The sequence below is a fragment of the Xanthomonas sp. DAR 35659 genome, assembly GCF_041242975.1.
GTDB classification, from domain to species: domain Bacteria; phylum Pseudomonadota; class Gammaproteobacteria; order Xanthomonadales; family Xanthomonadaceae; genus Xanthomonas_A; species Xanthomonas_A medicagonis.
This window is the reverse complement of the sequence record NZ_CP162488.1, coordinates 2,452,292-2,464,508: the sequence shown is the minus strand read 5'-3', so window position 1 is coordinate 2,464,508 and position 12,217 is coordinate 2,452,292. Positions and strand designations below refer to the sequence as shown.

Sequence of the window (12,217 nt, the reverse complement as noted above, 5' to 3'; positions counted from 1 at the left end):
ATTTAGTCATGCACGTAGCGCACACTTTTAATAACGTGTTGGGAGACATGAGCCGGAGATGTGACTAGATAGAACGTCGGACGCCAGTCCGGCGCGATAATTGCATCGCTTACCCCCCTATCAAATAAAACGTAGTTAGTTCCACCTTCGCGCTGCACCGATCGAAACGCTATGCCGTCGAATGCTAATCGCTTTTCATAGCGAATAAAATCTGCCAGAGCCTGCGTAACGACATAATCGGTTTCGTTAAGCCGGACTGGACGCGCGATTTCTTCATGGAGGTACTCCAGCAACATGCGATGCTCACTCCGCTGGCGGTAGCGAGGATCAAAAAATGGCGCGCGTCAAGCTTTTTGTGAAAGCGGCCGAGCGGGCGAAAGTCTATGTGTGGCGCTGACTTAGCGCCGACTCGGATCGCTTTACGGGGTTGTCGCGTTGTGGGCTGGGAGCCACATAGGAGCGTCGCGGTAGAAAGCAGGGGCGTTCTGCATCGGGGACGATTGTCAGTGCGCTACAGCTACTTTCCGTCATAGTGGCCCATTGAGTGCTGACGTTTCATGCCGCCCATGCACCACCAGGGTTAGCGAACAAGGTCGCGCCGATGTACCAATCCGCTATCGGCGTCGTCGACCGGCTGCGGACTTTTCCTCCGGCGGATCGATGATGGCGAGCATGGCCTGCCGGCCACCTTCCTGGTTGGCGCTCAGGACGTCTTTTAGGATCTCGCGCTCCAGCTTGAGCGTGGCGTTCTCGGCCCGCAGCCGAGCCAGTTCGCTCTCCATCTCACTGACCGGCTTGCGGCTGGGGGAGCTCAGCGGCTGGCCAGCGTCTTGGCCGACATGTCCAATTGCCGGGCGGCTTTGGCCGGCCCAATCGACTCGGCCAGGGCGACGGCTTGCGTCTTGAAATCTTCGGTGTAGCGGCGACGGGTAATGCCTTGCATGGAACCTCCAGGGTGCGATGAATGTATCGCTTCCTGGCGTCCGCTCATGCGGGACAGGTTCAGCCGGTCAAGGTCGGCATGGCACTGACCGCACACAAGACCGTGGCGATGTTTATGCGCTACGTCCACACCGAGGACGATCCGGTGCGGCAGGCCGCAGAGCTGGTGGCCAATCGGCGCAAGTCGGTCGTTGGCGCCCCCTCGGAAACGAATGAGGTACCAGCATGATCCGACAAAGTTACGTGTCGGCCCCCACTCCGATCACCGCCGGCCAACGACGGTCATCTACACCCTCCCCCTTCGTCACCCGGGGAACGGCCCTGGAAAACCATACCCGCAACGGGTATAGTTTGGATGCCAAGATGACGTGGCTCTACAAGCGACGGGACTTCGCGCGTTGGCAGGCGGGTGAAAAGCTGCCTGACTCCGCCTTGTGCCAGACGGCACGGGAGATGGAATGCGGCCTCATCGACGCGGACTTGGGTGGTCATCTGTACAAGAAGCGAGTAGCGCGGCCCGGCCGCGGGAAGAGCGGTGGCTATCGCACCCTGCTCTCGGCAAGGATCGGCGGCCGCTATATCTTCCTGCATGGGTTCCCTAAGAACGACAAGGCGAACATCACTCGGGGTGAGAAGAAGGCACTGCAATTCGCTGGCAAGGTGTTCCTGGAGCTTTCCGAAGACGCCCTTGCCATGGCATTGCAGTCAGGCGTTTTACTGGAGGTGCATTGTGAGCAAGATCATTGATTCCCTGCGTGGCGACCTGGCTGCGCTCCACGAAGCAGGAGCGATCAGCAAGGTGACCATGCGCGAGTTCGACGCGATCTGCCCGCCGCCGGTGCGGGAGTTCAGCGCTTCCGATATCAGGCGCCTGCGCGAAGCGTTGAAGTTCAGCCAGCCGGTATTCGCCCTCCATCTGCACACATCAGCATCGACCGTACGCAAGTGGGAGCAAGGCGACACCCATCCCACAGGGCCTGCACTGAAACTACTCAACGTCATCGCCGACAAGGGCCTGCAGGCCATCATCTGATGTTTGATGAGGAAGATCGGCCTTGGCGGCGCGAATTGCCACTTTCGCTTCACAGCATCTTGAAGTAGCGTTCCCCGTGCTCACCGATACCGAGCGCGGCCTGAGCGGCAAGAAGATCAAACAACTGTTGCAAGAAAGTTGTTCGATGTGCAGTAGAGCCGCGTCACCGCTCGAACTCCGCCAATGGACGACACACGAATGAAAGGATGGATTCTGGGCCTGAGTCTGCAACTGCTGTCCGCACCACTGCTGGCGGAAGAAGTGATCACGGTGATCGGACCAGTGGAGCGGATCCAGGTCCTTGAGGTCGGCCAGGGCCCCAACGAGGCCGGGGACAACTGCAAGGACTACAGCGTCAGCGCAGAGCAGGTCGCCGACTTCCTGCGGCACGCCATCGTGATCACCAACCGCCAGGAACACGACTGGTACCTCTACGGTCCCTGCTATGCCACCGGCACGCTGACGAGCCGCTACGGCGAGTGGCAATGGTTGCTGCGCAACATGGGCACTGGCTGGCTGACGGCGGTCACCGGGGAAACCCTCGTGCTTGCTGACCCCAGACAGGAGTCGTCACTGGACGCCGAGTAAGCGTTTGATCGACTAGCGCAGGAGCCTGGGCTGTAGTATCGAGATGGACAATCTCCGAAAGGCCAGAAGCAAATCCCTACATCCCGCCAAGAAACCAAGCCAGTCGGGACGCAATATCCCATTTCCGAGCGGGAAAACCTGTCAAGCTGAAACAAACCATGAGCGACGCCGCGTTTGAGTATCCCTTCCTACGTCGAGAGCTTTTGATGTCCATCCAAGCGCTCTCCGACAAGGGCAACCAGCGCGAAGTGTGGGTAAATCACAACTTCCCACCGGGAATAGAGTGGGACAACTTGGGCGTGGTAGTAAATTTCCTTTTTAATGATTCCGGTCTGTCTGATGACCCGGCAGGCGCTATAGGGCTGTTCTTGGTCGAAGACGAGAAGGGCGGGGTTATTGACGTGATGAAAAAATTGGATCTCGTCTTTGAAAGATACGGCGATCATTGCTCGGATCTTGAGTATATTTCCACGCCGGAATGGAATGACGTGGTCGCATCTTCCAGAACACTCTTGACTCTGATTCATGAAAACAATAAAAGATACGGATTCGATCCTTCTCGCGCAGATTAAATCCCGGAATTTTTTCTAAACCCCGCCGACCGACGACGAGAGCATCCGAATCGTGAAGGTCAATTACGCGTAAGTCAGGAAACGGGATCCTTTCTTTCAGGATGATAGGTCGCCAATAAAAAAGCGGCCTCGACGGCACCCCCAATCTCGGACGCGCCAGCTCCCTGAGACAACGTGATGGCGTGGCCATCCATCGGCCCGTTCCAGTGATTACACTGGTGGTTATCAAACGGAATGACGCGAATCTCGCCGCTTTCCAGAAAGTGCAGCACCTGAACGACCCTGCAGTTCTTCTCCAGGACACCCATTCCGCGCGCTCCGAACCACCCCCAAACCACCTTGTTGCGGGATGGAATGTCGTATTGGTCAAAAGGATGAGACTGGGTGTCGAAGTCCTCAAGAGCTTTCTTCGTGGCGCTCCCCAATGCATCTGAACCTACACCGCAGTCCAGCTTCATACTCAGCGCACAGAACTCACTCGCGAGTTGCTCAGGCCCATGCGCAGGCAAGAGCACCTGCCCCTGCTGGCACATCTCCAGCACGAAGTAGCTGCCCTTGTACTCATAGATTTGAGCTTCGAGCCACTTGTAATTTGTGTGCGAGCTTCGACGCATCATTATTCACATTCACGGTATTCAAGCATTGCGGCTGCTGCTAACAGCCAATGCGAGCAGATCTACTTATCGGCGCGTAGCTTTTTGAAGCCGTTTTCCAGCTGATAAATGTTCGACAACTTCCCATCCCTATCCCCGGCACGCTGCCAAGCAGGAACCGCTTTGGCAAATAGCTTTATCCCTTCCTCCACCAGATGAGAACTCCTCAACTCAAAGTCTTCAGAGACATCTCCACACGAATCCAACAACGGCACTTTACTAAGCCCGTTGTCTTGCAAGAACTTAAAAATCACGGCTTGCCGGTCTTTTACCTGTTTACGCCACTCCCTACTTTTCGAGGACTGATACAACTCAGTGAGACTCATATAAACAAGAAAATCTTGCATTTAAATTACACCCTTGATCTGGCTTTTGATGTCAAGTACGCCATCGTGTTGTTGGTCAGATACATGCCATCAACCTGATCGAACTTGTCCACGGCATTTACCCAAGCAAAAACCTGGCTTCGACTTTGCACTCATCGCGCCTCTAACTCCGAAGAGTTTAAAATCTTCAACCAGGCTCTGAAATCTCTATGGCCTCTACATCCCTGCCGAAGGCATAGCACGTTCCGTACTTTCTTATTTCCTCGATGGTTTTTGGGTCATCGCCATATGCATAAGTACCGTCCACCTCTACGCACCAAAGGTCACCGAAGGGAAGAAGCTTGACACTTGATGATATAGAACTTATCACCCCACCCTGGGCAGACAGCATGACCTCACTCACTCTACCAACTCGAATGATTACATTCCGCCAAACATTGCCCGTGGCCGAGTGATCTCTCGCATAGAAGATGAAATCCACACTCAATGAACCGCTCCCACCATAAGTCACTTCGATAGATTTGATTAGACCGTCATCAAAACGATGGTACCTCTCAAATACTTCCTCGACTTGCTTCATGGTCACCCTAAATCACAAAGGCCGCGCTTGCGCATCCCATCGGTTGGCACAACTACTTGAAAAAAGCGCAGCTTTTCTCCATCAAAAGCCACCGTCCAGACAAGCCCATCCACAAAGTAATCATCGCCGTCTGGTAGCCGCCTTCTCAAGTTTTTTAGCTTGCTCTCGACCTCGCCTCGCGAATCCGTAGCAAGGAGACTGTAAGGCAGCTGCCCGGTATAGATCCCATTGTCCTGGCCTTTTTCCAGCAACATGATTTCCAATCGATAGAAGACAAAATTGCCCTCGCTTTTTTGCACGACCCCCCTACCCTTCGCGTCCATTTCAAAAGACATGGAAAGGCCTTCACCCTTGACTGGAATGATGGTGTCAAGAGACCTGCCTATTTTGGGTCGTTTCTTTACACCACTATCCGCAAGGAACTTATCAAACGGCTCGTAAATACTACTATGACCCAAAAAACTCATCAAATCAGTTGCATTCACTTTTTCCTCCTGGTATCGATGAATCTCGTCTCTGCCCGCAGCATGACCCATGGGACTGAATTTGCCAAAATTTCGCCAACCATCAACTCTTACTTCTGAATGCATGGATCTTCTTCACGCTGATGGGTTTTGAGCCAAGTTAGAACCTGCAAAGGCGAGAGTTACGGCACCTCGAAATGCGCCGTACCAACCATAGCCTTCAACTCGCCACCACTTGAATAGAACTCTCTTGCCCCTTTGGTGTAACGGAAGATCTTGCTAAGTTTCCCTCTTTGCCCATTGGCGCCGACTGGAATAAGTCCAGCGACAGTGTATTTTTTTATAAAAGCGCAGACATTCTTTCCAAACCTATATTCATCCTCATCCATGGCAAGGCAGCTGAAAAACGAATCTTCAAGCACTTTCAGGCCTTGCTTTCCTACGAGTAAAGATGTGTGGTGTTCATTCTTATTTCTAAACTCAGCTATAGAATCACACCTCTCAACAAAAGGCCCCTCCCCAAAGTAAATAAAATTTATTCCATTAAATATAATATCACTCAAATTCAAAGACATTGGATCGGCGCTCACATTTAAATTCCTTACGGAGAATGGTCTATTTTCAACTAGGCAAGCATAGACCGACTTCGCCCCACAGAGCGCTTTCAGGATTTCTGCAATCTCTTCATGGGTAGCATGAAATTGTATTCCGGTTTTATTCATAACGCGCCCTCCAAACACATTTGAGTACTGCCGATCCGCGAATTGCTTCATCCAGGTTTGGATGTGAAATAGGCCATGGTGTTGTTCGTGAGATATAGGTCGCCGACGCGGTCAAACTTGGCGATGGCATCCGGCCAGCCGACGAACCGGCCATGGGGTTTCGGACTCACGGTGCCGGCCTTCATATCGGTGATGGCGTACAGCTTCTGACCGTGCTGCTTGCAGAGCTTCCATACAGCCTTGTCGATGTAGGCTTTGAGCTGCGCTGGCGGCCCGAAGTTGTACATGGGCACGCCAGCGACAATCAGGTCGGCCCGGAGCAGTTCGTCCACCAGAGCGTCGCTGGTGCGCAGGGCGTCATGCATCCAGGGCTCGCGCACCGGCTCGGGTGTAAACCCCGCATGGATCCAGGGACCAGTGACGGGCGGTGGCGGCTCCTGGCCGATGTCGCGGTAGATCACTTGCGCGTCTGGATGCGCGGACATCCACTGCCTCGTGAAGCGTGCCGTCAACCGCCGCGTAGATCCGTCGGGTGTGGTATCTGAGGCGCCAGGGCGGGCGCTGGCATCGATGTGCAAAAGCGTGGGCCATCGGGCCTGACCAGTACCAGCGCCGGATCGCCCTCAATGCCATAGGCGCCATGCGCGACGCCGTCCAGATCGAACACCGCCGCGGCATCGCCGGCCTCCGGCACCGCCTTGCCAGGATCATCGGAGGACGCACCCAGTCCCAGTCGCGGACCTGGGCCAGCGCATGCCGCATCGCCTCCATGTGTCCTGCTGCCGGGCGTCGAACAGCAACAAGCTCCAACCCCAGGTGACGCCATCGGGATTGTAGAGATGCCCGAACAGCGGCGTGGACGCACCATCCCGCGCAATGACCGCCGCATCCGGCGCGCTCGCCCGGATGCGGTGTGTTCTGGCGTATGACGTCCGTCGGCCACCGAGATGGTTCGCTCAGGGGATATTGGGATAGACGAAACAGAGCTATTTCCCAAGAACGATTGCGAATGTTAACGGCCTAGCAATTAATTCATTGAGCACCAGAGTCGCCTTCTCCCAAAGCTACGACGCCCCCGTCTCTGTCAACAATTTTAGCACCATCCAACATGGAATTAACAAAATCAACTGCCAACTGCCTTGCCTGCACCGCATCAATACCAAAAATCTTTCCATCTCTTTTTAGAATTCCAGGCATATGTACGACGCAATAGAAATCATCATCAATCGAAGGAACTGGCTCCGATATTTCCAGAAAAAACGGCTCAACGCTCCCATTTCTATCAATAAACGCATCAATCCTTATTCCAAAATTCATATCAATTATTCCATGTATCCAATGGAGGCATAGGACGCCCATTCAAACAAGCCGAATATCGCTCTGCCGCAGAAGCATAGCATCGAGCGCCGGCCGTACTCCCCCTCTTTTTACTTATTACACGACAAGTTGGAGTGTCAACATTGTAATACTGATGGTCACACTGGTTATCGTCAGATTCATTGTCATCATTATGCGCCGCATTCGCAGCAAGCCTAGATAGATTCCACAAAAGCCCATTTGGCCCCAGTATGTTTTGCGGAATTGCCATTTGAGCAAGATTAAATGCCGCCTTTACCTCTGGACTATCCACCTTTGGCCCACAACTATCACGACCATCCGAATCACGCGGAATATTGGCATTACCTGTTCCAGCCAATGCAGCGGCACCATTTATTGCGGGATTCACAGGATAAAATGCCTGCAGTCCGTTTGGATCCGCCATATAAAATGGATTTGACAGCGCGTACGCATACGTACTAGAACCACCTCCTAGTCCAATAGGATCACTCTGCCCATACCGCCCAGTGATGGGGTCATAGTCTCGGAAGTAGTTCTGGTTGAACCCGGTGGCAGAGTCATAGCGCTGCCCCGGGAAACGCATATCGAACACGAACGCCGTGCCGTCGCCATCCGGATCCTGGTTCGGCGGCGTGTTGCCGAACGCTTCGCCCTTCAGATCCCATTTCCAGATCGCCACGTCGCGGACCGGATCGATCACCGCACGTGGGGTGCCCAGATGGTCCGGTTGCACATAGCGCAGGCTGTTCTTGGCCAGCACGCCCACCGGCAGGTCGTCCAGCCAGATCGCTTGCTGGAGCGGGGTGCCATTGTTGTCGTAGTCGCCGATCCAATGGCCACTTTCGTCATATAGCGTGTAGGTATTGGTCTTGCCCACCCGGCGTACCTGCTCGCCGCGGCCGTTGTAGGCGTAGTTCATTACGACGGTGCCGGAGCGCTTGACCTGCCCGAGCCGGCCGCTGGCGCCGTACACCAACTGCAGCGCGGTGCCACCAATGGAGGTGGTGTTGCCGCTCGCATCGTAGGTGCGCGCAGTCCCCGCCACCGCATCCAGCCGGTGGCTGGTGGTCGGATAGGCATACGTCTGCGTCGTTGTGTTGACCTTGGCGCTGAGCCGGTTGCCGGTGGCATCGTAGCTGTAGCCGTCGATCACCGTACCGGTCGGGCCATCTTTGAACGCGGTCAGTCGGCCGAGGGCGTCGTAGTCCAGGCTGACAACGGGCGCGGTGTTGCCGGCTGCGGTCAGGGCGCTGAGGTTGCCCGCAGGGTCGAAGGCGAAGCCCACTGCCAGTCCGTCGCTGCGCGTGTCATTGACCGCCAGCGGACGGTAGTCCTGGTCCAGCACGCGCTGCATCGGGCGGCCGTTGCCGTAGGTCCAGCCGGCCACCGGGCCGAACGGATAGTAGGTGGCCTGATTCAACAGCACTTGGCGGGTGCCACCGGCCGGAGCCACGCCGACCTCGGTGGTCTGGCCTTGGGCGTTGCGCACGTAGTCGACCACCGCGCCATCCGGGTAGGTCAGCCGGCTCAGTTGCCCGGCCTTGGTGTAGGCGTAGCGCAGCACGAACACCTTGCCATTGGTGGTCTGCACCTTGCGTACCAGGTCGCCGAAGCGGTCGTAGCAGTAGTCAGTGCTGCCGCTGCCGTCCTGCATGCGGGCCAGGCGGCCGACCGCGTAGGTTTCGCCGCTGGCGCACGTGGCCTGGCTGACGTCGTAGGTGTAGGTGACGTTGAGGCTGCTGGTCGGATAGGTGACCTGCGTCAGCCGGTTCAGCGCGTCATAGCCGTAAGTGGTCTTGACGTTGCGCGCATCGGTCTGGGTCGCGCGGTTGCCGGCGCTGTCGTAGGTGTACGTAGTGACGCCGGTATCCGGACTGGTGAGCTTGGTCAGGTCGCCCAGGCCGTTGTAGGCATAGGTGGTGTCCAGGCCCTTGGGGTCGGTGACCTTGGTCAGGTTGTCCAGCGCGTCGTAGCCGAACTTGGTCTCTACCGCGATGCCGCCTACGTCCTGCAGGGTGCGCGCCAGGCGGTTGAGCGGGTCGTGGTCGTTCTGGGTGACGTGGCCGAGCGCGTCGGTCACGGTCTTGGTGTTGCCGTCGGCGTCGTAACCGAAGTCGGTCGGATTGCCCTGGGCGGTAGCCTTCGTGGCCAGCTGGCCGAGCTGGTTGTACACCCGCGAGAGGGTACGCTTGAGCGTGCCCGACGCGTCCTTGGTGTCTTCCTTGGCGCGGTTGCCAGCGTTGTCGAGCGTGTAATGGATCGTGTTGCCTGCGTTGTCGGCGACATCGGTCAGTCGCTGCGCAGCGTCGTAGGTGTAGCGGGTGAATGCACCGTCCGGCTGCGTGACCTGCTTGACCAGGCCAGTCGGCCAGTAGTCGATCAGGGTGATGCGGTCGTCGCTCTCATTGCTGTCGTCGGGACCGCGAACCTTGCTGGCGGTCAACCAGCCTCGCGGGTGGTAGGTGAAGTCGGTGACCACACCGTTGGCATTCTTAACCGACAGCACGCGGCCGGCGCCGTCGTAGGCCAGGTACTCCGTGACCTGCCCAAGGGCATTGCTGGTCTTCCAAAGATCACCCTCGCGATGCGGACAGTTGGTCGGGGATGCGGCACAAGTGTCGGCGTCGGACGGGTAATAGGTGAAAGCCGTGGTGTCGTTGACATCGGTACGGGCGCCATCGACCGTCTTGGGCAGGCCCAGGATCGGACAGGTACTGTCGCTCGCTGCCACGTCGGACGCTTCGCAGTAGCTGTAGGCCAGGGTGCGTTGCTTGCCCGACGCCGCGTCACTGCTGGTCATCTGCACCGGCTGCAGCCGTTCGTTGTAGCCGTAGGAAACGGTGCGCCCGCCTGCCTGGGTCGACAGCAGGCGATTGCTGTCGGCCGCGGTACGCGTGATCGTCGTGCGCTCCTGGGGTTGCCCGACCGCGTCGCGCACCGTATGGATGTTGACCGCGAGTCCATTCTCGGTCGCTTCGGCATAGCTATGCTGGGTCTGGACTCCACGCCGATCGGTCGCGCTGCTCAGCCGGCGGCGGAAATCGGTGGCCTGGTCGATGTAGTTGTACTGCAGCGTGCCATCGGCCCTGGCCACGGCGCCGACCTTCGGCGATGCCCCGCCGGCGTCGGTCATCGTGTAATCGGTGACGTCGCCCAGCGCATCGGTGACGCGGGTACCGGCGGCGGAGTACGCCAAGGTGACGCCGTCGATGCCGCCGGCATGCTGGCTGGAGATCGCGCGACCGGCTTCGTCGTAGGCGAAGGTGCTGAAGCGCTGGCCGTCTTCCGTGGTCACCCCGGTCAGATGGCGCGGGAAGCGCGCGTCCTCGTAGTGATAGATCCGGCTGCCGCCGTCGGCATAGGTCACGCTGACCAGGCGCCGTTGATCGTAGCCGTAGCTGGCGAGCGACACGCCGCCGGAGACGATGCTGGCGATGAGCGCATCGCGGGTATCGTCGACGTACACCAGTTCGATGGAACGGCCCTGCAGCGAGGCGATGCGCTGCAGCCGTCCTTGCGCGTCATAGGCGTACGTCAGGCCGCTGCCGTCCTGCGCGGCGCGCGAGATAAGCTTGCCCTGAGCGTCGAAGGTATAGATGGCATCCTCGCGATACAGCACCCATTGATCGCCATTGGCCACGATGCGCTCGCCGGAGGCATTGGCCGCGCGATAGTCCGAGCCCACTTTGCGGAACGGCACGGCATAGCCGCTGCCCTCCACCAGGCCCAGCGTGTCGCCCTGGATCGCCAGGCGCAGCGTGTGCGAGAAGGTCCAGCCGGGTCCGAACCCGCCGGTATTCAACGCGATGCCGGAGTGGTAATAGCGCGTCAACGCGATCCAGCCCAGATCGAAGTCGCGTTCGGCCTGGAATTTTTCGCCAGTCTTGACGTCGCAGGGGTTGCCGACCATGCCGGAGTTGCCGCCGCCACCTTGGCTGCTGTTTTGCTCACCACCGCACTGCAGGGTGATGACTTCGATGGTCGCGATAATCCCCTGGTTCGTACAGCCTTGGTCGCTGATGTGCCAATTGGTGTAGGGCTTCGGGCATTCGCTCCGCTTTAACCGGGTTATGTTTAGGTCGAAATCATACGTATCGCTGCAATCGTCAAAAAATACCTGAGCGGTGTAAGGCCTAGCCTGAGATTCCATCCCCAGGTCATACTCCGGATACGGGCCGGCTTGCGCTGTCCATCCACCCTGCGGGGCGACGGACGGGACTCCACATTGAGGTGCCTCCTCGTTCAAGGTCTGCACTATCGCTGCAACGGCTTCTTCTTCCGAAGCAAACTTAGACCCACCCACTGCGGGGTAATAGAGCCAATCTTCGTCCTTCGCCTTCGCGTTGCCCATCCAGTAGGTGATCAGCGTCTTTCCTTCTTCCAGGATTATCTGGCTCTTGATGGTGTCGACGTACTGATAAGCATCCTGCGCGTACTGCGGCCCCGGAATCGCCTTGATCGCCGCTTCCGCCTCCGACTGGGTGTAGTAGGTGCCTCGATCAGTTCCCTCCGCGTCGCGGACCACGAATTTCTGCTTCGGTCCCTCTGTCGCCGCGAATGCAGACGCCGAGAGAAGGAACAACATCGCGATCAGAAGCGCGAAGCGCCGAATGCCGGTGTTCGCGTTAATGCGGCAGGGTGTGTTCATGACCATTCCTTGGAAGCAGCACGTTGATCTAATGAATCGCGATGTGCCATTGGCGCATCCCGACGAATGTCCATCGAATCCCGATACAGTCAATCGCCGCACAGCAAGCGACGCGAAAATCTGGAGACGCCTATCCCTGTGACGGGGAGCTCAGAAAAGGAAATGGTGCACAGGCTGCCGCGAATCGAGCATCGGCGACTCGTCCCTGCGCAAAGCAATGCGGTAAACGGGTTATCCACGTTGCGCATACGACGATCCCTGTCAGCACTGCCGACTAATACTAGACCACCACAACGACGCAGGCAATCGCCCCCTCCAGCGCAGGCAGACCACCTTCCATCTCCCTCTTCG

The 12,217-nt window shown here is 57.4% G+C and carries 15 protein-coding genes and 1 pseudogene; 5 read left to right on the top strand and 11 right to left on the bottom strand.

Features of this window, described 5'->3' with window-relative positions:
* Window positions 1-2: 2 nt before the first annotated feature.
* The 3 genes from AB3X07_RS10555 to AB3X07_RS10545 form a co-directional block, all read right to left on the bottom strand.
* Window positions 3-296, bottom strand: a complete 294-nt coding sequence (locus AB3X07_RS10555; protein ID WP_369944454.1) for an RES family NAD+ phosphorylase — start codon at window positions 294-296, stop codon at window positions 3-5.
* Window positions 297-614: 318 nt separating this feature from the next.
* A complete protein-coding gene (locus tag AB3X07_RS10550) occupies window positions 615-782 on the bottom strand; it encodes a hypothetical protein (RefSeq protein ID WP_369944453.1) in 168 nt (55 codons plus the stop codon).
* Between the two features lie 29 nt (window positions 783-811).
* Window positions 812-943, bottom strand: a complete 132-nt coding sequence (locus AB3X07_RS10545) for a hypothetical protein (protein ID WP_369944452.1) — start codon at window positions 941-943, stop codon at window positions 812-814.
* A gap of 63 nt (window positions 944-1,006) precedes the next feature.
* Here AB3X07_RS10545 and AB3X07_RS10540 point away from each other — a divergent pair.
* From AB3X07_RS10540 to AB3X07_RS10520, 5 genes and pseudogenes are all read left to right on the top strand, one after another.
* A pseudogene (locus tag AB3X07_RS10540) lies at window positions 1,007-1,171 on the top strand (integrase); the annotation flags it as partial.
* Between the two features lie 134 nt (window positions 1,172-1,305).
* Window positions 1,306-1,689, top strand: a complete 384-nt coding sequence (locus AB3X07_RS10535) for a type II toxin-antitoxin system RelE/ParE family toxin (protein ID WP_369944451.1) — start codon at window positions 1,306-1,308, stop codon at window positions 1,687-1,689.
* Entirely contained in the window at window positions 1,673-1,975 is a 303-nt protein-coding gene (locus AB3X07_RS10530) for a helix-turn-helix domain-containing protein (RefSeq protein WP_369944450.1), read from the top strand. The genes AB3X07_RS10535 and AB3X07_RS10530 overlap by 17 nt, the downstream gene beginning before the upstream one ends.
* A 183-nt stretch (window positions 1,976-2,158) precedes the next feature.
* The gene (locus tag AB3X07_RS10525) at window positions 2,159-2,563 is read left to right on the top strand and encodes a hypothetical protein (RefSeq protein ID WP_217284577.1); all 405 of its coding nucleotides are present in this window, start codon (window positions 2,159-2,161) and stop codon (window positions 2,561-2,563) included.
* A gap of 158 nt (window positions 2,564-2,721) precedes the next feature.
* Window positions 2,722-3,135, top strand: coding sequence for an SCO4402 family protein (locus tag AB3X07_RS10520; protein WP_369944449.1), 414 nt, complete (start codon window positions 2,722-2,724; stop codon window positions 3,133-3,135).
* 74 nt (window positions 3,136-3,209) lie between these two features.
* Here the strand turns inward: AB3X07_RS10520 and AB3X07_RS10515 are convergent, their stop codons facing one another.
* The 8 genes from AB3X07_RS10515 to AB3X07_RS10480 form a co-directional block, all read right to left on the bottom strand.
* Window positions 3,210-3,752 (bottom strand): hypothetical protein, encoded by a 543-nt coding sequence (locus AB3X07_RS10515; RefSeq protein ID WP_369944448.1) that lies wholly within the window; start codon window positions 3,750-3,752, stop codon window positions 3,210-3,212.
* Window positions 3,753-3,811: 59 nt separating this feature from the next.
* Window positions 3,812-4,135 carry a hypothetical protein gene (locus tag AB3X07_RS10510; protein WP_369944447.1) on the bottom strand — a complete coding sequence of 108 codons (324 nt, stop codon included), beginning with the start codon at window positions 4,133-4,135 and terminating at the stop codon, window positions 3,812-3,814.
* 166 nt (window positions 4,136-4,301) lie between these two features.
* Complete coding sequence (locus AB3X07_RS10505; RefSeq protein ID WP_369944446.1) at window positions 4,302-4,694, bottom strand: hypothetical protein; 393 nt, start codon at window positions 4,692-4,694, stop codon at window positions 4,302-4,304.
* A gap of 2 nt (window positions 4,695-4,696) precedes the next feature.
* The gene (locus AB3X07_RS10500) at window positions 4,697-5,284 is read right to left on the bottom strand and encodes a hypothetical protein (RefSeq protein WP_369944445.1); all 588 of its coding nucleotides are present in this window, start codon (window positions 5,282-5,284) and stop codon (window positions 4,697-4,699) included.
* A 56-nt stretch (window positions 5,285-5,340) separates the two neighbouring features.
* Entirely contained in the window at window positions 5,341-5,880 is a 540-nt protein-coding gene (locus AB3X07_RS10495) for a hypothetical protein (RefSeq protein WP_369944443.1), read from the bottom strand.
* A gap of 47 nt (window positions 5,881-5,927) precedes the next feature.
* On the bottom strand, window positions 5,928-6,458 hold the full coding sequence (locus AB3X07_RS10490) for an FMN-dependent NADH-azoreductase (RefSeq protein WP_369944442.1): 531 nt from the start codon (window positions 6,456-6,458) through the stop codon (window positions 5,928-5,930).
* A 454-nt stretch (window positions 6,459-6,912) separates the two neighbouring features.
* Window positions 6,913-7,197, bottom strand: coding sequence for a hypothetical protein (locus AB3X07_RS10485; protein ID WP_369944441.1), 285 nt, complete (start codon window positions 7,195-7,197; stop codon window positions 6,913-6,915).
* Window position 7,198: 1 nt separating this feature from the next.
* Window positions 7,199-11,866: an RHS repeat-associated core domain-containing protein gene (locus AB3X07_RS10480; RefSeq protein ID WP_369944440.1), complete on the bottom strand. Its 4,668-nt coding sequence runs from the start codon at window positions 11,864-11,866 to the stop codon at window positions 7,199-7,201.
* Window positions 11,867-12,217: the final 351 nt, after the last annotated feature.